Raw genomic sequence first — 22,005 nt, forward strand, 5'->3', positions numbered from 1 at the left:
CGGGTTCAAAACTGGAGGGCGATCCCAATCATGGGAGTGATGAGGCTGGTGGTGGACCGGCGAATGTCGAGCTCCGACGCATCCAGCTGCCCGTTTTGGTTGGTGTCGTTGAGCGCGCCCTCGTCAAGGTACTCCGCTTCCTGGCCCCACAGGTACTGCACACCGAGCTTCAGGTACAGCCCGCGCACGCTGCCCTGGGCTTGAAGGGGGCGTGTGCTTGCGTCGTACAGGCGGATGTGCACCCCGGCGCCCGCGCCAGTACTCAGCGCTATATCATCGAAGTTGGTGGTGCTGGCAATCGGCTCGTCGTTGGTGTTGTCGTCTTCCACGCGCGTTTGCGTAAACAGGTACTTGAAGCCGAAGTAGCCGTCGAGGTAGGGACGCACCAGCCCGCGCTCGGGTTGGAAGCGCAGCACGAGGTGCGGCTGCACGATGCTGTTGGTCGTAACCACGTCCACCGTCACGGCGGGGCCCACCGTTCGGCTGAAGGGGACGCGCTCGGTGTTGCGTCCATAGATGACAAACCCCAGGTCGAGGCCCACGCTAACCGGCACGTTGGCAATGTTAACTCCGGCGTAGATGTTGCCGCCGTACCCCAGGCCGTCGATGTTGTCGGCAAACGGCCCGGCGGGCAGCCCCGTCATGAAGCTGATGCTGCCCTCGCCCGACACCGTTGGGGCGGGTTGTGCGACGGCAGAAGAGAAGCAAACGAGTGAGCAAAGCAGCAGAAGAAACGTACGCATCGGGACGCGCGGCCATCGGTGAAAGAGAACGGTACACCTACATGTGCGATACAGACGCACGCAGGCGGACAAACGTTACGCGCGCCGGCTCTTTCAGGCGTGTACATCGACGACGATGCGCCCGCGCACGCTGTCGTGCACGATGTCGCGGGCTGCGTCGGGCAAATCGTGGAGTCCGATGACGCGGTTGGTGAGGCGCGCTAGCGTCTCGGCGTCCAGCAACGTGGCCAGCTGGTCCCAGGCCGTGGCGCGCGTGGTATTGGGGCAGGTGTTGGAGTCGATGCCGAGCAGGTTGACGCCCCGCAGAATGAACGGAAAGACGGTGGTGTGGAGTGACGCGCCGCCCGCGTTGCCAAACGCGGCAATGCTGCCGTGCCGCGCCATCTGGGCAATGAGCGTAGCCAGCGTATCGCCGCCCACGGCATCCACAGCACCCATCCAGCGGGCCGACTCCATGGGGCGGCTGGGGCCCTCGCTAAGGTCGTGGCGGTCGATGATTCGCGCTGCGCCGAGCTGCCGCAGGTAATCGTAAGCGTCGGCGCTGCCGGTGGAGGCCACCACGCGGTACCCGCGGGCCGCGAGCAGGGCCGTGGCGATGCTGCCGGCACCGCCCGAGGCGCCGGTCACCACCACCTCACCGTCAGCCGTGGGCGTGCAGCCATGATCTTCCAGCGCGAGCACCGAGAGCATGGCCGTGAGCCCCGCCGTGCCAATCACCATGGCATCGTGCGGCGCGAGGCCCTCCGGCAGCGCCACCAACTTCTCGGAGGCCACGCGCGCTTCTTGCGTGTAGCCGCCCCACACCGCTTCCCCTAGCTGCCACCCGGTGCCAATGACGCGGTCACCCGGTGCGAAGCGATCGGCGGCGCTCTCTATCACGCGGCCCACGAGGTCGATGCCGGGCACCATGGGGAAGTCGCCCCGAATGATTTTGCCCGCGCCGGTGATGGCAAGGCCGTCCTTGTAGTTGACGCTGGAATACAGCACATCCAGCAGCGTGTCGGCGGGCGGAAGGTCGTCGCGCGTGAGCGATTGCACCGCGCCGGTGTAGCCGTCGTCGGTCGCTTCCAGGACAAACGCGTCAAACATAGATCGGGAATGGGTGAATGAGCAAAGCGTGGGCGCAGCAGAATCAGTCGCAGGTTTCGTTGGCGATGGCGCCGTTTACGATGACCGTGCAGGCATGGCTGGTGTAGCTCAGCGGGTCGCCGTCAAAGAGCACAAGGTCGGCGTCTAGCCCCGGGGCAATGCGCCCCACCCGGTCGCCCATGCCAATGATGTTGGCGGCGCTTCGGGTGATGCTGGCCAGGGCAGCCTGGCGCGGGAGCCCGTAGGCGGCAGCCATGGCGGCTTCGTAGAGCACCACACGCGTCTTGGGGACGTAGGCTTCGTACCCGCTCTGAATGGCAAACGGAATGCCGGCCTCGTACAGCGTGGCGGCGGTGGTGACGGCAGCGTTCTTGGCCGATCCAAACGGACGAATCATGGTGGGGTGCAAGATGACCGGCGCCCCGGCGGCCTTGATCTCGTCGGTAAGCAGGTACGCTTCGGCGGCGCCATCGAGGATAAGGTTGAAGTCAAACGCCTCAGCTAGCCGTAGCGCCGCCTGAATGTCGTGCGCCCGGTGGGCGGTAATCAGGGCGGGCACCTCGCCGCGCAGCACCTTCGCCAGGGCTTCCATCTCCAGCGTGGGCGTGGCGTCGTCGTTGGCCATGTACTGCTGCGCCTCCAGAAACTTGGCGCGCAGCATGGCCATGCCTTTGGCCCGGGTGCCGGGGCTCTTGAAGTGCTCGCTTACGGCAGGGCCGAGGGTCATGGCGACGGTGGTCATCGAGTCGACCAGCACGTCGCCGATGGTTTCGCCGTGCGTCTTGAACGTGGCCGTTTGGCCGCTGATGAGCGCGCCGGGTGCGTGGCCGCTGTTAACCGTGGTGACGCCGAGGTTGCGCACAAAGTGCACGAGCTGTTCGCGCGGGTTGTAGGCATCGAAGGCGCGCAGGTGCGGCTGGATGGGGGCCGAAGTGTCGAGCTGGTCCTGGTCGGCCGGTACGTTGTAGAGGCCCGAGAGGCCCACGGTGGCATGGGCATCCACGAAGCCGGGCGTGAGCACCGACGTTTCGAGAACGCGCGCGCCGGCCGGGATGGAAACCTCCCCGGCGGGGCCGACGGCGGCAATGGTTGTTCCGTCAACCACCACGACGCCGTTTACGATGGGCGGGCCGGTCATGGTGTAGAGCGTATCGGCACGGATGGCCAGTTGGGCATGGGTTGCAGCCGGAAGGCACACCCCGAGGCCAAGGAGGAGTGCAACAAATGAAAGAAGGCGACGCATAAGCAGACAACGGTTGGTAGTGAGAGGGGCGACGGGCGGGGCGCGCTATTCGGTGAGGCCGTGAATGTGGTGCATGGTGCCCTCAAACACACGATAGCCGCCCGTGGCGTACTTCCGGTGGGCAGGGTTGCTGAGGTCAAACACCTTCTGCCCTTCCACCCATGTCTGCTCCACGTTGGTGTACACGCTGAGCGGATCGCCGGAGAGCACGATGAAGTCGGCATCCTTGCCCTGCTCCAGCGTGCCCACGTTGTCGGCCATGTTGAGCATCTTGGCGCCGTTGATGGTGAGGGAGCGGAGGGCCGTGGCCCGCGACATGCCGGCGCGCACGCCGAAAGCGGCCGACCGTAGGAACCAGCGCGAATCGGTGATGGGGTCGTCGGTGTGGTACGCCACAAGCGCTCCGGCGTCTTCCAACACGGCCCCCGTCCGGTACACCAGCTCGTCGGCTTCGTGCTTGCCGCCCGGCGCGTCGATCACGATGATGGATGCCGGCACGTTGGCGGCGGCAATCTCGTCGGCCACCTTCCACCCTTCGCTCACGTGGTGCAGCACCAGCTCGAAGTCAAACTCCTGACTGAGCCGAATGGCCGTCATGATGTCGTCATGGCGGTGGGTGTGGAAGTGGACCGTGCGTTTGCCTTCCAGCACCTCTACGAGGGCTTCCATTTGCAAGTCGCGCTTCGGCGGGTCGTCCGATTGCAGCTTGGCGCGGTACTGCTGCGCCTTCAAGAAGAGCGCGCGCGCCTTGGCGGCGGCCTTCGCGCGCGTTCCCGGAAACGGCGGGTCGCCCTGCGGATTGGTGCCGTTGGCCATTTTCATACCGCCGCAGATGTCGGTTTGCGGGTTGTCGCACACCATCAGGTCGTCGATGGTGCCGCCGCTTCGGAGCTTCAGGTAGGTCGTTTGCCCGCTCATGAGGTGGCCGGAGCCGCTCATCACGTTCACCGTGGTGATGCCGCCGGCTCGCGCGCGCATCATCGACGGGTCGCGCACATTAATCGCGTCGAGCGTGCGCACGGCGGGGTGCAAGGCGGCCGACCGGTCGCCGCCGCTTACGCTGCCCACGTGCGAGTGCGTATCCACAAGCCCCGGCATGATGACCTTGCCGCGCACGTCGTGGCGTACGGCGTCGTCGGGAATGGCCACCGCGTCGGCGGTGCCCACGGCCTGGATCAGCCCGTTCTGAACGATGAGCACGCCCTCGGGGATGGGCGCGCTGGCGATGGGGACGATCCGGGCGCCCACAAACGCATGCGGGGCCTCTTGGGCATGCGCGGCGGGCGCGATCCACACAAGGGCGAGAAGGACAGCGAGGAGACGACGGCGCATAAGCGGTGCGGGATTGGACGAACAGGCGTGGGAGCGCTCAAACTACGAAAGCGCTTCTACAGACGCAACGCCTGCCGCGGGGTGCGCAGCAGGCGTTGCCCTTGATGATGTAAGTGGACGTGTTGGCGCGATCAGCGGACAATCATCACCTTTTGCGTGGCCTGGAAGCGCTCGCCGCGCACGCGGAGGAAGTACATGCCACTCGCCAGCTGGTCGGCCGCAATGGGCAGGTGAAGCGCCTGTTTCGGCGGCACGGCCCCGTCGTGCAGCACCCGAACGCGTTGGCCCAGCACGTTGTACAGCGCAGCCGTTACCTTCTGGCGTTGTTGCACGTACAGCGTAGCCCGGCCGCTGCGCGTCAGCGGGTTGGGGGCCACCTTGGAGAGGCGAAAGGCGTCGCGCAGATCAATCGTGACGGTGGTTGTCCACTGGTCGGTGGAGGTGCCGTCCACATCTTTCTGGCGGAGGCGGAAGGTGTGCGTGCCCGGCGCGAGGTCGGCCACGGCAAACTGGTACGTCTGCGGAGCAGAGGCCGTCCCGGCGCCCGCGACAAACGACAGGTTGGTGAAGGCCTCGGCCGTGGGGGCCTTGTGGTCGACGTAAAAGCCCGCGTTGTTGGTCTCGCTGGCCGTGCGCCACGACAGGCGGGCGCCGTTGGCCGTCGAAACGGCGTTAAAGGCCACAAGCTCGACCGGCAGGGCCGAGGCGATGCCGCTGGTGGCAGCAATCTGCGGACGCAGGATCAGGTCGGCAGCCAGCGGTGACCATGACGTACCATCGAACGAGCCGCTGCGCCCGCTGGTGCTTCCGGCGGCTTCGCCTTGCATGGTGAGCGAGCCCGGTCCGCTCGGCGTTAACACCACGAAATAATCGGTGTTGGCTTGCACCTGTACGCCGGTGGGCACGAGATCTACGCTGTTGGGGCCAAAGGCCGTAAGCTGCTCGGGCGGCACCGTGGTTGCGCCCAGCTTCGTGTCGGGCAGGCCCGCGCTGGAGCTCGACCAGACCTCCACGTTGAGCGGCTGCGTAAGTTGAATGGAGCCCGCCGGGCCAGGCGTGAGCAGCGCACCCGTCACGACCCCGCTGATGGAGGGCGTAAACCGAAGGGCGAGACGTTCGGCGCCGGTGCCACCCAGCGTGTGACCCGTAAGCTCACTAAGGGTGTACGGATCGTGATAGATCAGGTATTCGCGCTGTGCGGAGCCGCCTAAGAAATTGGTAACGGCTTCCAGGATGTCCAACTTCCCATGCCCAAACACCGGATTCGGCATCGCGCCATATTGCGTGGTGTAGGTGTCCGTATCGGCGGCATCCGTCAAATACGTGCGCACCTCGTTGGCCGTAAGCGACTGGCCGGCTTGCATGGCTGCTTCCAAGAGCAGCGCCACCGATCCTGCCACCGCTGGCGCCGACATGCTCGTGCCCTGGCTTAGACGGTGCAAGCCGTCCTGATCAATGATTCGGAGAGATGATACGTTGCTCATGTCTTGCGAATAGGCCGATACCGTACCCATGCCGGGCGCGGTAAGGTCGGGCTTTAGCGCGCCATCGCGCAGCGGTCCGATACTGCTGAATGGCGCAATGTCGTCGCGGAGGTCGAACGACTGATCATAGCCAAGGGAGGAGCCGTCGGTGGACGTCCACCGCCAGCGGTGGACGTGCGCCCCTACCGTAATGGCGCCGGCTGCGCTGCCGGGCGTACCAATGGTGTACTGCCCGTTGCCGTTATCGAAGCTCCCCGTCAGCGTCTGCGTTGCGGTGGTCCAGCCGTGGTAGCCCGTGGAGGCAGTGCCGTTGTTGGTAAGCTGGATGCTCCATTGCCCTTCCGCGGGGGCCACTTGGTTTGCGCCTTGTACCTCGTCATAGACTATGTCATAGACTATCACCGACACGTACCGATCGTTGTTATCGCCATCAACACCGCTTTCGATGTAAATGATGCCGGATCCGGTGGAGTCACCCACCGCCTGGGGGCCCGTGCCGCTTGCTGAAAGGGCCAGTTGATCGGTGCCGTTGGGCGCGGTGACCGTGATGGTGAGCGGGCCGTTGCCGTCGAGCCAGTATTCGGTGAGAAAATAATCGTTCGGTGCGCCGCTTTTGGGCGTGTATTCGCCAACCGTCCAGGGTTCGTTGGCGGTAGCGCCGGCCCCAAGGGAGCCCGACACGTGGATGCTGCTCCCGCCATCGTTCCCGGCCGACACGACGGCCACACGATTCGGAGCCGTGCCGGGATCAGGCGATCCGTCGTTGGGCGTTCCGTCGGTGAAGGCATCAACGGCCAGGTCGAGCGCGCTCGTGCCGTCGTGCGGGCCGCCCTGCGACCCGAGGCTCATGTTTACCACGACGGGCTTGTTCTGATTGGCTGCGACCTGCCCGCAGTAGGTCATGCCGTCAATGATATTAGTGTTGGGAAAGGAGCCGTTGCCCGCTTTGACCACGACAATGTCGGCCTTTGGGGCCATGCCGCGATGCTCGGGCGTCGCCTGCGCGCCGCTGTTTACAAGCGCGTATCCGCTGCTGGCCGCGGTGCCGGCTACATGCGTGCCGTGGCCATCGGTATCCGTCGCACTGACGGTGCCCGCGTTGATGTCTGCCGCGGTATACTCCGCGCCGTAATCCAGCCCGCTGAAGCTTGCATCCCGATCGGCCGGAGTGGTTGTGGTACTCGCGGTCTGATCCCACAGGAAGAGAATGCGCGTATCGCCGTTGGCATCCACGAAGTCGCCGTGGTCATAGTCAATGCCCGAGTCGATAACGCAGGTGATGACGCCTGCGCCCTGGTAGGCCGTGTTGTTCACCGCGCCGTTGTTGAGCGTGCGTGCTCCCACCTCGCGAGCGGTTTCGTCGTTGTGCGAGTGGGCCATGGTTGCCGTTTCGATGCGGCGCACCGCCGAAAGGCCGGCGAGCGTGCGCAGCTCACGGCGCGTGGCCCGCACCGTAGCCCGGCCCGCAAAGACGCTTCCCACCGAAATCCCGGCCTGTCGCAGCGCAGTGACGTTGGTGGTATGGACGATGGCGGGAAAGCGCACCGTGCCGCCGTGGGTGACGGCGGTTGCCTCAAGCACGGGCAACGGAAGGGCGCGGGCGCTGCGTTTGGCCATCGGAGCCGGCGCGGGCGTCGACAGGAGCATCTGGAAGGCACCGTCGAGCTTTTGGCGCTCGGCGGCGGTCAACGGCCGATCTTGGGCATGAACGGGCGTCACGGCGAGGCCCGCGAGAAGGAACGCACAACAAAGAGAAAACAGACGATTCACGGTACGTACGTGTTTAGTTGGAGGCTGGGGATGCGGTACCGCTCAGTTCGATCGACTCGACGGCCGGCAGGCGCACGGCTTGCCGGATCTCATCGGGCGTAAAACGAGCCGTCGCAATGCGCCCGCGCACCGTATTCCACGCCAGATCGCTGTTGCGCAGGGCCACCGGATCGGTGGTGCGCACGATGACGGCGTACACCGGCGTGCCATCCGGTCGCGTTGCCACCGGCGCTACGCCCGGTCGTTGCGGGACCTGGCCCTGAACGATGGCCTGCAGCGCCGGACTCAACTTGGCGCGCTCGGCGGCCGTCAGCGAGGAGGAGTTGGCGCACCCGCCCACCGCAAGGGCCACGACCAGCAGCCCGCTAAAAAATAAGATGTAGCTGTGTGCGGTCATGTGCGTCTGGCGGTGGATGGGGCATGGGATGAGCGTCGGGTTCATCTAACTACTGAAATCGTCACGCAAATGCAACGTGCAGGTTCTGTAGGCAGGGCAATCGCACCAATGTGCGGCAGGTTTTTGCTCGCTTGGGGAGATTGCCACGTACCAAAGCCATGACCTACGGCTTCCCCTCCGGAATGACCTAAAGGCCCCAACCTCGTTTTCATCGCATGGTGCGTTCCTGCTCGTTTGCGGAGATTGCCACGCTCACTTCGTTCGCTCGCAATGACATGAATAGTTAGGTGAGGGCTCAAACGTCGATGGTTCAATTGGACATTCGGGTGGGTTTGGTCAACTGCACGCCCAACGCACAAAAAAGCAGTACGCTCCTTGTCATCGCGAGGAATGAACGCATGTGAATGACGTGGGGCCTTGGTCATGCCACTGGTACGCATGCGAGCGACGCGGAGGGCGAAGGTACAGAAAGAAACGCGTAGGCCCTGCCGGGCATCCCACAAGCATTGCGGTACAATCGGTCCATTTTCCAGCGTTTGCAACACCGTCCGCGCCGGTCGATAAGGAGACACGCATCTGTGCCGTTTCGGATGTACGCGCACCGCTCACCAACCGTCTGTTCCTCATGCCCATCCACGAATTGGCCGGCCAGCCGGCGCCCGACGAGGTTTTGCTCGACGTTCCAAAGCTCTTGGCGGCGTATCAGGAGCTTGCGCCCGATCCTACGGTGCCGGCCGAGCGCGTGTCGTTTGGCACCTCGGGGCATCGGGGCAGCGCCTTCAACGCCACGTTCAACGAAGCGCACATCCTGGCCATCGCGCAAGCCATTGCCGAGTACCGCGCGCAGGCCAACATCGACGGCCCGCTCTTTTTGGGGATGGATACGCACGCCCTCTCGCCGCTCGCGCATGCCACATGCCTGGAGGTGTTCGCGGCCCACGGCCTCGACGTGATGGTGGCGGCCGATGACGGCGTTACGCCCACCCCGGCGGTCTCGCACGCCATCCTCAGCCACAACCGCTCAGCGCAGGGCGGCACGGCCGATGGTGTCATCATCACGCCGTCGCACAACCCGCCGGCCGACGGTGGCATCAAGTACAACCCGCCCACCGGCGGCCCGGCCGGTCCCGAGGTGACGTCCTGGATCGAAGCCCGCGCCAACGATTTGTTGGAGCAGGACCTTGCGGGCGTGCAGCGGCACGGCCAAGAGGCCGCCCGCCGCGCCGACACCACGCACACGTTTGACTACATGGGCCGTTACGTGCGCGACCTCGACGCCATCATCGACATGGAGGCGATCCGCACCTCGGGGCTGTCGCTGGCGGTCGATCCGCTGGGCGGTGCCGGGGTCGACTACTGGGGCGCCATCGCCGAGCACTACAACCTGCCGTTGGAGGTGCTGCGCACCGACGTCGATCCGACCTTTCGGTTCATGACGCTCGACTGGGACGGCTCCATCCGCATGGATCCGTCGTCGCCCTACGCCATGCAGTCGCTCATTGCGCTCAAGGACCGCTACGACGTGGCCTTTGCTTGCGATACCGACCACGACCGCCACGGCATCGTGACGGGCAGCGATGGCCTCATGCAGCCGAATGCGTATCTCGCGGTCATGCTCGATGCGCTCCTGGCCGATCGCTCCCACTGGGGCCCGCGCGTGGGCGTGGGCAAAACGGTCGTGACCACCCGCCTGCTCGACCGCATCGCCGCCGCCCACGACCGCTCCATCACCGAGGTGCCGGTCGGCTTTAAGTGGTTCGTGGAGGGCCTCGCCGACGAAACGCTGGGCTTCGTGGGGGAAGAGAGCGCCGGGGCGTCGTTCCTGCGCACCGATGGCACGGTGTGGAGCACCGACAAGGATGGCATCATCGCATGCCTGCTGGCCGCAGAAATTACGGCCAAACAGGGGCAAGATCCGGCCGAACGCTACGACGCGCTGACAGCCATCTATGGTGCGCCGTCGTACGAGCGGGTCGAGGCGCCGGCTACGCGCACGCAAAAGCGCGTCCTCAAGCAGCTCTCCACCGATCAGGTGACGCAGGACGAGCTGGCGGGCGAACCCATCACGGCGGTACGCACCCGCGCGCCGGGCAACGATGCGCCCATTGGCGGACTCAAGGTGGAAACGGGCAGCGGGTGGTTCCTGGCGCGGCCGTCGGGGACGGAAGACGTCTACAAGTTGTATGCGGAGAGCTTTCAGGGGGAGGAGCACCTGCAGGCGCTTCTCGACGGCGCCCGCGCCCTGGTGCAGCGGGCCTTCGATGACGCGTCTGCTGCGGCATAGCCCCGCGGCCCGCTCGTTCTCCAACGGCTGATTTGTTCAATGCGCACGCGTCGGTACTGGTGGCTGGGATGGGTGGTGTGGGCGGTGCTTGCGCCGCGCGTGTGGGCGCAGGTGCCCGACACCACACAGCAGAGGGATTCGCTACGGGTGGTGGCTGATTCGCTACGGTCCGATGCACCGGTCACCGACTCGCTACAGGCCGATAGCGTGCAGCGTGCGGCCCGCCGCCCCGATTCGTTGCAGGTGCCGCTGTCGTTTCCGGGGCCTCCGCCGGGGCGTCCGGTCATCGATTCGCTGCCGGCGCGTTTGCCCATCACCGACGTCTCGCACGTGCTCGCGCGGCGGGCGGGGTCGTTCCTGTACGATTTGGGGAACGAAGGCTGGCCACACGGGTGGAGCCCCAACGGCCTGAGTCCCAACCGGCCGCAGCTTTGGCTCAACGGGGTGCCCTACGTCAGCCCGATCACCGGGCGCCCGCGCTACGACCTGTTGCCGCCGTCGTTTCTGCGGCGCCCCCGCACCACCGCCGCGGGCTTTGGGGCGTGGCTGGGCGTGGAGACGGCCTGGCGGCCTTATTCCGAAAAGCGGCCCCTCACCGAAATCCGCTACTGGCGCGATAGCAACGGCCTGCAGGCGGTGGAGGTGCTGCACAGCCAACAACACCGGCTCAACTGGTGGGGGCGCGGCGGCGTGCTTCAGGTTACGGGCGGCTTTGGCGGGCGCGGGGCCAACGGCCCCTATTCGAGCAGCGCACAAGAGCGCACGCGTCGCCTGTTTGGGCGCATCCGCTACCGGATGCCGCGGCTGAGCGTCTCCCTCACGGACTACGCGACGCGCCTGCGGGTGGAGATGCACGACGGGGTGGTGCCGCCGGTGCCGTCGTTCTTTCCGTCCATCTACCAGCCGCTCATTGCAAACGTCCTCAACAGCGGCCAGCAGCAGCAAACGCTGCGCAACGACCTGGTGGGCGCGGTGCGCTGGTGGTGGCGTGCGGATCAGGCGCCGTTGACGGCGCGCGTGGGGTGGACGAGCCACACGTACACGTATTACCCCGACCGGCAGTCGCCGGCGTGGCGCGTCAAAACGAAAGGCTACCACGCGGCGCTGGCCCAGCCCTGGCACCTGGGGCGGCACCACCTGGCGCTGCAGGTGCGCAGCACGGTGCGGCCGCAGGTGCGCGGCGATACGGTGATGGCGCCAACGACCGATTCTTTTGTAAGCGCTCGGCTGTCCGATTCGCTCCGCGTCGGGGCGTATGCGCTGTCGGGGCACGTGGGCGGACGCTGGGCGCCGGGGCGGTGGATGCCTACGGGCCACGTGCGCATCGCGCGCGCCGACGGGTGGGTGCGGCCGTGGGCGCAGGTGCGCCTGAGCGGGCAGCCGCTGGGGCGTACGGCGCAGGAGGCGTTTGGGCCGTTCACGCAGCCGCTTGCTGGACCCCTCGGCACGCCACGAAGTGTGGGCGCCACGCTCGGGGCCCGCGCGCGCTTCGGACCGTTCTCGCTACGCCTGCAGGGCTTTGCGCAGCTCCACACCCGCCTGGTCGACTACTTTGCCACGGGCGATACCACCACCATCGCGGCGCGTCAGCTCGCTGCGCCGCTGCAGCGCGTGGGGGCGACCGGACGCCTCACGTGGCGCTCGGAGGCCCGGCGCGGCCTCTACGCCATCGCCGAGGGCACGGCCGTGCAGGTGCTGAATGCAACCGAGACGCCGCTCCACGCCCGCATCGCCAACACGGTGCCGACGCTGTTTGGCCGTGGCCGGCTGGGGGCGCGCTTCATTGCGTTTGATGACCTCTACGTGGATCTGTATGTGGCGGGCCGCGGGTGGACGGCGTTCCAAAGCCGCGACTTTCATCCGCCGACGGGCCTGCTGGCCGTGCCGCAACCGCAAACGCCGGTGCCGCCCTCGCCGTTGCTGTCGTACGGCCCCTTGGGGGTGGTAGATGTGCAGGCCGAAATCATTCTGCGTGGCGCCAAGCTGTTCTTCTCGTACGAGCACGCCGCCGGCGGCACGCCCGTGCAACCCGGCGCGCTCATCGCACCCGTGTATCCGCTGCCGCCGCAGCTCTTTCGGTTTGGCGTGCACTGGCCCATCCTCAACTGACGCCCACGCCGGCCGCGGCCCGCGTGGCAAGCGTCCACCGAAACGCCCAGTGCCAGCGCACATGGGCCGGTCCGAGGCCGGCCGCACGGGCCCACTGCTGCAGCTCGGCGCGCGTAAAGCCGCGGGCCACCGAGGCGGGCGCGTCGTGCCGGTACATGGACGAGACGGGCAGCACGGCCGCCAGCAGGCGGATGCCCCAGTAGGCTATCGGATGCCGGTGCAGGTCGTTGACGATCAGGCCGAGGCGGGCCGTGCGATCCATTTCCGCAAGCACCTCCCGCAGCTCGTCTCCGTAAAAATGATGCAGAAAGAGACTGGCATGCGCCACGTCGCACGCGCCGTCGTCGAGGGGAAGGGCCCGCGCGTCGCCCACATGCATCGTGACGCGGCCGCGGTGGGCGGCGGAAAGGTGCGCATCGAGCCAGCGGCGGGCGTAGGCCACCGTGGCGGGGTTGGCATCGACGCCCGCGGCCGTCACCGTGCACCCGAAGCGCGCGCCGCGGGCTACGAGGTGGGCGAGGTAGTCGGCGCCGCCGGTGCCCACATCCAGCACGTGCAGGGTGCGCCGCTGCTTGAGGAGCGGATCGAAGCGGGCGTCGGAGGCGCGGTAGCCGCCCAGGAGCCGGTTGGTCCACCGCAGGTTGGCCAGCGCGCCCGTCAGCCGCTCGTCGGTGATCGAAAAGTCGTCCATCTGTTCGTCGACGTGTAGGCGGCGCGAGCGGTCCATGTGGCAGAAAACCCTGGGGCGGTGTCAGCGATTGCATACAGCCAACGCCCATGCGAACCAACCGTGCCCCTATGCTTCCTGACGCGCTGCGCGCTACGCTCGAACAGACCCTTGGCACCCCGCTCCAGTCGGCTACGGCCGTGGGGGGCGGCTGCATTGCCCATGCCACGCGGCTTGACACCGCCGCGGGCCGCTTCTTTCTGAAGTACGGCGAGGCAGAGGTGGCCCGCACGTTTCCCGCCGAGGCGCGCGGCCTTCGGGCCCTGGCTGCGGCCGATGCCCTCGTCATTCCAGAGGTGATCGCGCAGGATGCGGCGACGCCCGAGCGGCCCGGCTACCTGGTGCTTTCGTGGATCGAGCCCGGCCCTAAAACGGAGGCCTTTTGGACGGCCCTTGGCGAAGGACTTGCGCAACTGCACCGCGTCACGGGCGCGGCTTACGGCGACCATCCCGACAACGTCATCGGACGGCTGCCGCAGGCCAATCCGTCAAAGGACGACTGGCCCGCGTTTTTCCGCACGGCCCGCCTGGCCCCGCAGGTGCAGCGCGCCCGCGCCAACGGACGATGGCAGGCCGCCTGGGACGCTCCGCTCGATGCGCTCTACCGGCGCTTGCCGGAGCTGCTGCCGTTCGACCCGCCGCCGTCGCGGTTGCATGGCGACTTGTGGAGCGGCAACGTGCTGGCTACGGCCGACGGCCGGGCGGCCCTCATCGACCCGGCGGTCTATCACGGCCACCGGGCGGCGGATGTGGCCATGACGGAGCTCTTTGGCGGGTTCGAGGCGCGTTTCTACGAGGCGTACAACGCGGCGTGGCCGCTGCGCGATGCGTATGCCCAGCAGCGACCCATCTACAACCTGTATCACCTCATCAACCACTTAAACCACTTTGGCACGTCGTACGCGGCCCGCGTGGCTCGCATCCTTCAACGGTTTGAGTGAGCGCAGCGGCGCTGCGCACTTACATACGAAAGGCCGCCCGGCGCCAATGCCGGACGGCCCGCGCCGTAGCAAAACAACGCCCGATCATCAGTTCGTGCACGTAGCCCGCAAGAGATCGCGGCGGTCCGAGAGCTCCTCGCGCCAGTCGCTTTCGTCCACCCGCTCCTCGTCCACGTAATACTCCCATTCGTCGACGTTGTCGGTCTCAACCACGATGGCGTTGTCCATGTGCGCGATGCGCTTCAGGACGGGCGCGGTGCCCATCTGGTGCACAAACGTGATGGTGCATGCGCCGTCGGTCGTCTTCTCCTTCACCGACAGCCAGTTGTCGCCGCATACCTGGCAGCTGTAAAACCGAGATTCCTGCTCACCGCCAAGCAGCGACAGGTCGTCGTCTTCATCATCGAGCACCACTTGCATGGGTTGCAAGCTTTGGCACCCGCAGGTCTTGCACGTCAGCTTTTCCATAGCAGCAGGTTGGGGATCCGCAAGAATATGTGCGGTGCCTTAACCCACCAGACCGCCGGTAGATTCCCCACACGTGGTGCAGCAGCTACAGATGAAAGGGGATATGCCAATATGCGCACAATTTCCATCTGCCCTATCGGCCGACGAACGAATAGTCCTGGTCGGTGGAGCGGTACGCGACGCCCAGGCGCAAGTCGATGTTAAAGACGTAGAAGAACCGGAACTCCAGCCCCAGGCCACCGCCCACCGAATGGGCCTGCGCGATGGGCTGCGGGAGGGCTTGTGCGAAAAACGACGCGTCGCCCACGCCGCGCAAGGTTTGCCCAAAGGCGTAGCCGTAGAGCGCTTCGAAGTAGAGCGGAAAGAGCGAGAAGCCGTCGTCGATAAACGCGAAGGGCTGAACGTACTCGGCCCCGAGGCGCACAAAGGTTCCGCTGCCCAGGAACAGACGCTCGCTGAAGGCGCGCGGCACAAACGTGTCGAGGTCGTAGATGCCGCCGCGGTTTTGGGTGAGCAGCCCGCCCTCAAGCGCCAGTCCGCCGTTGATGGCGCGCAGCCACGGCAGGTACACGCGCGCTTCGGTGATAAGCGCGTGCCGGGCGGCGGTCTCGGACCAGGCTTCGAGGGTGGCGCTGCTGCTAAGCACCACGCCGGTGTTCGGAATCAGGTCGCGCGGGTTTTGCTGCAGGCGCAGGCCCAGCGTGGCGCGCGGCTCCACCATCAGGCGGGTGGTGAACGGCGTCGTCTCGTCGCGCAGCTGCACGAACGGCGGCTCGTCGACATCCCGGAGGCGCACGCCACTGTACTCGGCGTCGACCCCCAGGTTGAGCACCGATTGGTACACGTTGGATTGCAGCGTGATGGGCAGCCGCAGGCCGGCGCCAACGCCAAACTCCTCGGCCACCGCGGGCACCGTTAGGAGCGCGCTGCTGGATTGGAGTTGCACGGGCGTTGCGAACGGCCGGTTGTAGGCAAACAGGCGCGGCCGCAGCGCCCAGGCTCCGGTTTCTACGCGGGCTTCGCCCCAGAGGCGGCCGTTCTGGACATAGCTTTCAGCGCTGTAGGCCACCTGCTGCAGGGGATCGGCCCCCGCAATGCCAACGCCAACGCCCAAGCCCAGCGCGCTGTCGAAGCTATCCTCGTTCAGGGCTTCCTCGACAACGCTGTCCTCGCCAAACCGCACGATGGGTTCAATGAGACGCGGGGCCAGGTGCTGAAGCGGTTGGTAGTCGGTGGCCGATCCGACCGTTGCTTGGGGCGGCGGGTCATCGAGCGGGGTGCGCCGCAGGCGCGGAAGGCCCGCGGCTTTGCCCACCTGCACCGATGGCACGGGCGTGGCCTCCTCGATGTTGAACGGCTGCCGCACCAGCACGCGGCGCTCGTTGCGGTACTCCACATACGCCAACGTCTGGCCGTCGGGCGAGAGCGCGGGCTCGCGGGCAACGTACGGCACGTTGGTAAGCCGGTAGCAGGTCTCCGTTTGGGTGTCGAAGGCGTACGCGTTCACGACGTCGCGTTGCGCATCGGACGAGAAGAGCAGGTAGCGGCCTGCGGGGCCCCAGGCCACATCGTAGATCACCGCGTCGGCAAAGCCGATCCAGGGCCGCAGGGTGGCGCGGTCGCCGGTGACGCGCCCGTGGTAGATGCGCTGATCGCCCTTCACGTTGAGCAGCACGGCCACGCGGTCGCTGTGCGGGGCGGGGGCGATCTGCTGAAAGCGGCTGTTGACAAAATCGGTGAGCGGCGTCACGCCGCCCGCGGTGATGCGCACCCACTGCGTGTACGAACCGTCCGTTTGGATGGCCCAGCGGGCGCCGTTGGGGGCATCGACGGGCGCAAAGACGCGGGCGCCGTTGGTGAGGCGCTGCGCGCGGCCCGTGGACACATCGAGGCGGTAGGCGTCTGCAATCGCTTGCGTGGGCACAATCGGGTCGGGCACGTAGCGGCTGGCGAGCAGCGCCGAGGAGTCGGCCGACAGGCGGTAGGCGTAGTCGCCGGTGATGGCTTCGGCGTTGATGCGCGAGCGGGCGCCGGTGCGGGCGTCGATGCGGTAAAACCCGGGGCGCACATCGTACCCGCGGGCGTAAGCCACCAGCGTGCGGTTGTCCAGCCAGTACGGCCGCCGGTAGTTCAGCCCTCGCTTGCCGTCGATGACGGTGCGCGCGGTAAACGGGCCGAGGCGTTCCAGCCGCTCGGCCGCCGCCTGCGTGTACACCGTCTGCAGCGAATCCTCCAGCACGTAGGGCCGGTCGCCGGTGGCGTGCCACAGCGTCACGCCGGTTCCCAGAAATGGCATGCGGTTTTGGAAGGCGGCCGCGTCCCAAAAGACCTCGGGCCACGCCGTATCGTTACGCCGGGCCAGGTGGCGCATCATGAAGCTGCCGGCCAGGTAATGGCGGTCGAACGGTTGGGTGTAAGTCGGCGATTCCAGAAATTGGGTGACGCTCCACGGATCCTCCGAGGCCATCTTTGCCCAAAAGCGGGCGGTAAAGAGCGGCTCGTTGAGGCGTCCGGCGCCCGCCTCAAACATGCTTTCGCGGTACACCGCCAGGCCCTCGGTCCATCCGTTGGGCACCGAGAGGTTGTACGCCCGCGCCCAGTCGGGGCCCAGCCAGCGCACCACCGAGCCCACGCCCACGGGCGCGTTGATCTCGGCATGAGCGGCGTGCACCTGCTCGTGGGGCGCGACCGCCGCGGGCCACGACGAATAGCGCAGCGGGATGGGGCTGCCCTGAATGCTGGGAATTTCAATCTCCTGCTTAAATGGAAGCGGCGTCACGTAGCCGTTTGAGCGGTCGTTGTAGCCATTGAGCACCACCGGCATCCGCACGCGCGGGGCCAGGTGCGGGCCCACGATGGAGTCGGTGACGGCGGCGCTTTTCGTGAGGATGCGCCCAAACCGGTACGCGGCCGCTTCGTAGCCGCGCTGGTAGATGATGTTGTACGCGCCGTACGGCAATACCCGGTAGTGGACGGCGGAGGGGCGGTAGATGGTGCCGTAGGTTGCAGACGCCAGCGAGGTGGCTGACTGCGCGTGGACCGGCGCGGCCGACGCGCAGAGGAGGAGCAGCAGAAAAACCCAGCGCATGAAAGGGGCAACGTCAGGGAAAAGGTGAGCCGAAGGACTTCCAAGATGCCCGACAGCCCACAGAAAAGCAACGACCGGCGCCTCCTGTCACCGAAGGCCCGGCCGTCAACGTGATTGATACCTCAAAGGTGCGATTAAAAGACGATCATTCTAGTCATACAGATGTCATGAGTCGCTAATTTCAATACCTCAAAGGTGCGATTAAAAGCACGCCTCCAGCGTGATGACATCGAGCTCACGTCTGGATTTCAATACCTCAAAGGTGCGATTAAAAGCACGCGCTCCGTGACCTGCGTGCTGCTACTCATGCCATTTCAATACCTCAAAGGTGCGATTAAAAGTGGATCGCTACCGCGTAGAGGGGCAGCCCACCGAGAATTTCAATACCTCAAAGGTGCGATTAAAAGGTCGTCGTCGAAGGTCGTGCGATGCGCACAACGATTATTTCAATACCTCAAAGGTGCGATTAAAAGCCTACCGTATGCTGCAAAAGATCCCGGCCAAATGCAAATGAACGCGGGGTGCGCGTCGAATTTTTCGGGCGCAATGTCGTCGCCCGGCGGTCGCGCATAAACCCCCCGGGGACGACGACATTGTCGCAAGCTCTTGCATGTCAACCATTTAACATCCGTCTTTTTGCGTAAAGCCCGCGGCCCGCGATGAATCCACCGCCACCCATCCGCCGGCCGACGACAATCCCCGCCCCGCGGCGTCCCCATAACCTACAGCGTCTCGGGGTCCACATCCACCACCTGGCCGTTCATGATGGCCAGCGTACGTGCCGGAAACTGCTTCACGAGCCGGTAGTCGTGCGTGGCCATCAGCAGGGTCATGCCCTGGCGGTGCAGGCCCAGCAGCAGCTTGTGGATCTCGTTGGCCACCACGGGGTCGAGGTTGCCGGTCGGCTCATCCGCGAGCAGCACCCACGGGTCGTTGGCAATGGCGCGGGCAATGGCCACGCGCTGCTGCTCGCCGCCCGACAACTCATGCGGAAAGTGGTTGCGCTTGTGGCTGAGGCCCACCTCGCCCAGCGCCTTCATGGTGCGCTCCTTCACGTCACGGCGCGACGCGCCCGTCACCTGCAGCGCAAACGCCACGTTGTCGTAGGCGCTGCGGTCGGGCAGCAGCTGAAAGTCCTGAAACACGACGCCAATCTCGCGGCGCAGCATCGGTACGTCGCCCGGGTCGATCATGTCGGAGCGATAGTCCCCGATTTTGGCCGTGCCGGTTTCCGGAAACACGTCCATGTACAGCATGCGCAGGATGGTGCTCTTGCCGCTGCCGGTGGGGCCAATCAGGTATGCCATCGAGGCCCGGTCGAGGTGCAGCGACACGTCGTTCAAGACGCGCTTTGGGGTGCCGTTGGGCAGGGTGTACGTGAGCGTAACGTGGTTGAGGTCGATCACAGCGGAAGGCGGCAAACGTTACGAGCGGGAATGGAGGGCGCGCGCCATGCGTGAGGCGATGGCCTCCGGGTCGGGCGCATCCGTTGGCGAGGCCTCCAGGTCGAGCAGGGGCGGCGACGGCGCATCGAGCGCGTTGGCATCTGCCGCGCGGCTGCGGTCCCAGGCCTCGCTCGTCACAATCGTTTCGAGGTGCTCCACGCGGGTGGTGAGGCGCTGCTGTTCGTCGGCGATGCCGTCGAGCGTTTCGCGCAGCGCGGCCAGTTCTTCTTCGAGCGCGGTCGTCGACGAGCCGAGGCGGCGTTGCTTTTCCCGAAAGGACAGCCACTCCTTAAACCCGCCGACGAGGATTGCAGCCAGCGGAATGAGGACCCAGATCCATGCAGCCATAGCAGTACAGGAAGCAGTGAGAAGGGTGTTGGATATACAACGCGGCGCCCCCGCCAATCGTTACGGCGACGGGCGGAGGGTAGCGCGCTGCCGCACGAGCGAATCGGGCAGGCCCGCCGGAGTTGCGGCCAGGTCAAGGCGCACGTAGTCAAAGTTGACGTATGGCGTGAGCGACGTGCCGTAGTGCGCACTCAGCGGATGGCCGCTCTGCCCGCCCGGCACCAGGCCGTGGGCGGTGGGCGGCGTGGTACTAAAGTCGACCACGAGGCGCTGGCTCGCGCTGTGCGTGGTGAGCGTGTCGCGGGCGGGCGAGACGGTCGACGCAAATCCGGGATACGAAAACGGACCGCGCCACAGGGCCTGCAGGGCGTCGGTTTGGGACAGGTGCTTGAAGACGACGGCGTGATGGTCGCCCCAGCGCCAGCGGCGGGGCGTCCAGCCATAGCGCGCGGCCAGCGTATCGGCCGTAGCCTCCAGCGCGGCGCGTAGCAGGTCGGGCGCCGTTTCGGGCGCGGGTGTCGACTGGATGTCGAACCAGCGCGACGACGGTTGTTGCCGGATCAGGTCGACGAACGGCGCCACCTCCGGATCGGGCGCCAGCGCGAACACCGGCTCGTCCCAGGCCAGCGCATGCAGCTGACGGGTAAACACATAAAACGCCAGCGGCTCGGGCCGGTCGCGGGCCGCGGTGCCATCCCACCGGGCAAACAATTGGCGGAGCGTATCGGCGCGGGCGGAAAGGCCCGTCAGCGGCCGAAGCAACGGCACCCACACATCGCGCTGCTGCACGTCGACGTCGGCCTGAAAGCGCATCAGGTCGGCCGGGCTGTGGGGCGTGCGGTGCAGCAGCGTGTCGAGGCGGAGCGAGCGCCAGCCGTCGCGCCAGTCGTGGTTGAGGTAGTGCGGATAGTTGGGGCCGGTGGGCTTCTGGTTGGAGGAGGTGAGAAAGCCCTGCGCCGGGTCGCGCGCATACGGAAGGTCGTCAAACGGAATGCGGCCCGTCCAGGCGAAGCGATCGGTGGAGCCGTCGAGGAGGCCGCGCCCGTGGCCCGCGCGGCGTGTGGGCACGTAGCCGGTGGATCGGATGGCGATGTGGCCGTCGCGCCCGGCATACAAAATGTTTTGCATCGGCGTGTCCCAAAAGCGCAGCGCCTCCTGAAACGCCGCGAGGCTATCGGCGTGCAGCATGCCCCACAGCGCCTGGAGGGTGCGGCTGCGCTTGTGCGCCGTCCACTGAAGGGCCACCGCGCCGGCTTGCATGCTATCGGGCGGTTCAATGACGGGCCCCCAGTGGGCGTAGCGCAGCGTATCGGGCACCGGCGCGCCGCCATTCACCCGAATCGTGTCGTAGACGGTGCGCAGGGGGCGCCAGGTGCCGTTGTAGCGATAGCGCGTGCCGGTCGAATCGAGGGTGAGCGCGTAGTGGTCGATCACGTCGGCGCCGGTGTTGGTAAAGCCCCAGGCCGTGGTGGGCGTGATGCCTTGAATGGGCAGGGGCGCGCCCGGCACCGTGAGGCCGTACACGTTCATCGTGGGCGTCACCAGGTGCGCCTCGTACCAGATGGGCGGCAGCGTGAGCTGCAGGTGCATGTCGTTGGCAAGGAGCGGGGCGCCGGTGGTGGAGCGGGCCGCGGACACGGCCCAGTTGTTGGAGCCCTTGCCGGGCACAAACCCTTCGGCCACGCCTCCCCGCAGCCCGCGCTGGGTGCGCACGTGACGCGCCAACGCCGCCCGGGCCGCTGCAACCGCTGCCGTGGGCGCAGCGCCTGTGGCGGCCGGACCAGCAAGCTGCTGCGCCGGCGGAATGATGGGCACGTACAGCCCGGCCGGTTCGTGGGGATACAGCCGCGCGCGGCTCGTCGAATCCATGCGCCTCTGCAGCACACCGTAGGCGGCATCGTCGGTGCCGTACGTCAGGTTGAATGCCATGTACTGCAACAGCCGCATCGACTGGAGCGGCCGGAACGGCGCCGGGCGGTAGCCAAAGAGCCGAAACATAAACGGCAGGTCGTCTGGCGGCAGCGCCTTGAGGTGTGCGTTCACGCCCGCGCTGTACCACTGCAGCACATCCCAGGCGCGGCCGCCGTTGGCCTTGATGCGTTGGAGGTTGCGGCGCGCGCCCCAGTCCATACCGGTGCTGCGCAAGAAGCGGTCGGTGCGCACCGCCGAGGGGCCCAGTGCCGCCGCGAGGCGACCGGCCGCGACGCGCGGGATGAAGTCGAGCTGGAAGAGGCGGTCGCGGGCGATGAGGTAGCCCAGCGTGATGATGGCGTCGCGGTCGGAGGCCGCGTAGATGTGCGGCACCCAGCGGGCATCGCGCACCACCGTTACCGGTTGTTGGAGCGCGGGCAGGCGCAGTGTGGTGCGGGCCGGCGCGCGCGCTTCGGTGCGGGCGGTGCGCCACAGCCCATCGGCCGGGTCTAGAAGCGAAGCAAGCGGTGCGAGCCCGGCCCACCGCATCGACAGCAATCCAACAAGCACAAGGCCCAGCGCGGTGGCGCCCCACCCCGCCGCGCGGTAGGAGGAAGTCAAAGCGG

At 66.5% G+C, this 22,005-nt stretch carries 15 protein-coding genes and 1 CRISPR repeat array; of the genes, 3 read left to right on the forward strand and 12 right to left on the reverse strand.

Annotation, left to right across the window (positions count from 1 at the left end; all coding sequences use genetic code 11):
• Positions 1 to 5 precede the first annotated feature (5 nt).
• The 6 genes from SALLO_RS14500 to SALLO_RS0101760 form a co-directional block, all read right to left on the reverse strand.
• A complete protein-coding gene (locus SALLO_RS14500; protein ID WP_022834608.1) occupies positions 6 to 743 on the reverse strand; it encodes an outer membrane beta-barrel protein in 738 nt (245 codons plus the stop codon).
• 93 nt (positions 744 to 836) lie between these two features.
• Positions 837 to 1,832, reverse strand: a complete 996-nt coding sequence (locus SALLO_RS0101740) for an MDR family oxidoreductase (protein ID WP_022834609.1) — start codon at positions 1,830 to 1,832, stop codon at positions 837 to 839.
• 43 nt (positions 1,833 to 1,875) lie between these two features.
• The gene (locus tag SALLO_RS0101745; protein ID WP_028566788.1) at positions 1,876 to 3,075 is read right to left on the reverse strand and encodes an amidohydrolase family protein; all 1,200 of its coding nucleotides are present in this window, start codon (positions 3,073 to 3,075) and stop codon (positions 1,876 to 1,878) included.
• 45 nt (positions 3,076 to 3,120) lie between these two features.
• Entirely contained in the window at positions 3,121 to 4,407 is a 1,287-nt protein-coding gene (locus SALLO_RS0101750; RefSeq protein ID WP_028566789.1) for an amidohydrolase family protein, read from the reverse strand.
• Positions 4,408 to 4,538: 131 nt separating this feature from the next.
• Positions 4,539 to 7,661 (reverse strand): S8 family peptidase, encoded by a 3,123-nt coding sequence (locus tag SALLO_RS0101755; RefSeq protein WP_157621135.1) that lies wholly within the window; start codon positions 7,659 to 7,661, stop codon positions 4,539 to 4,541.
• A 13-nt stretch (positions 7,662 to 7,674) separates the two neighbouring features.
• The gene (locus SALLO_RS0101760; RefSeq protein WP_022834611.1) at positions 7,675 to 8,058 is read right to left on the reverse strand and encodes a hypothetical protein; all 384 of its coding nucleotides are present in this window, start codon (positions 8,056 to 8,058) and stop codon (positions 7,675 to 7,677) included.
• Positions 8,059 to 8,683: 625 nt separating this feature from the next.
• Between SALLO_RS0101760 and pgm the strand changes: the two genes are divergently transcribed.
• Positions 8,684 to 10,342 (forward strand): phosphoglucomutase (alpha-D-glucose-1,6-bisphosphate-dependent), encoded by a 1,659-nt coding sequence (gene pgm / locus SALLO_RS14505; protein WP_022834612.1) that lies wholly within the window; start codon positions 8,684 to 8,686, stop codon positions 10,340 to 10,342.
• A gap of 39 nt (positions 10,343 to 10,381) precedes the next feature.
• Complete coding sequence (locus tag SALLO_RS14510; protein ID WP_022834613.1) at positions 10,382 to 12,451, forward strand: putative porin; 2,070 nt, start codon at positions 10,382 to 10,384, stop codon at positions 12,449 to 12,451.
• On the opposite strand, the gene SALLO_RS14515 is transcribed toward SALLO_RS14510, so the two are convergent.
• A complete protein-coding gene (locus SALLO_RS14515; protein WP_022834614.1) occupies positions 12,444 to 13,178 on the reverse strand; it encodes a methyltransferase domain-containing protein in 735 nt (244 codons plus the stop codon). The two genes, SALLO_RS14510 and SALLO_RS14515, sit on opposite strands and share 8 nt — an antisense overlap.
• Before the next feature lie 71 nt (positions 13,179 to 13,249).
• Here SALLO_RS14515 and SALLO_RS0101780 point away from each other — a divergent pair, with 71 nt between their 5' ends.
• Positions 13,250 to 14,119 (forward strand): fructosamine kinase family protein, encoded by an 870-nt coding sequence (locus SALLO_RS0101780; protein ID WP_022834615.1) that lies wholly within the window; start codon positions 13,250 to 13,252, stop codon positions 14,117 to 14,119.
• Positions 14,120 to 14,206: 87 nt separating this feature from the next.
• On the opposite strand, the gene SALLO_RS0101785 is transcribed toward SALLO_RS0101780, so the two are convergent.
• From SALLO_RS0101785 to SALLO_RS0101805, 5 genes are all read right to left on the reverse strand, one after another.
• Positions 14,207 to 14,587 carry a hypothetical protein gene (locus SALLO_RS0101785; RefSeq protein ID WP_022834616.1) on the reverse strand — a complete coding sequence of 127 codons (381 nt, stop codon included), beginning with the start codon at positions 14,585 to 14,587 and terminating at the stop codon, positions 14,207 to 14,209.
• 133 nt (positions 14,588 to 14,720) lie between these two features.
• Positions 14,721 to 17,675 carry a TolB-like translocation protein gene (locus tag SALLO_RS14520; protein ID WP_022834617.1) on the reverse strand — a complete coding sequence of 985 codons (2,955 nt, stop codon included), beginning with the start codon at positions 17,673 to 17,675 and terminating at the stop codon, positions 14,721 to 14,723.
• A gap of 111 nt (positions 17,676 to 17,786) precedes the next feature.
• Positions 17,787 to 18,148: direct repeats of the CRISPR family, unit length 30 nt; unit sequence ATTTCAATACCTCAAAGGTGCGATTAAAAG.
• A 249-nt stretch (positions 18,149 to 18,397) separates the two neighbouring features.
• The gene (locus SALLO_RS0101795) at positions 18,398 to 19,096 is read right to left on the reverse strand and encodes a cell division ATP-binding protein FtsE (protein ID WP_228702756.1); all 699 of its coding nucleotides are present in this window, start codon (positions 19,094 to 19,096) and stop codon (positions 18,398 to 18,400) included.
• 3 nt (positions 19,097 to 19,099) lie between these two features.
• Positions 19,100 to 19,468: a hypothetical protein gene (locus SALLO_RS0101800; RefSeq protein WP_022834619.1), complete on the reverse strand. Its 369-nt coding sequence runs from the start codon at positions 19,466 to 19,468 to the stop codon at positions 19,100 to 19,102.
• A 60-nt stretch (positions 19,469 to 19,528) separates the two neighbouring features.
• A complete protein-coding gene (locus SALLO_RS0101805; RefSeq protein WP_022834620.1) occupies positions 19,529 to 22,000 on the reverse strand; it encodes a penicillin acylase family protein in 2,472 nt (823 codons plus the stop codon).
• Positions 22,001 to 22,005: the final 5 nt, after the last annotated feature.

The organism is Salisaeta longa DSM 21114 (assembly GCF_000419585.1).
In the GTDB taxonomy this organism is placed as follows: domain Bacteria; phylum Bacteroidota; class Rhodothermia; order Rhodothermales; family Salinibacteraceae; genus Salisaeta; species Salisaeta longa.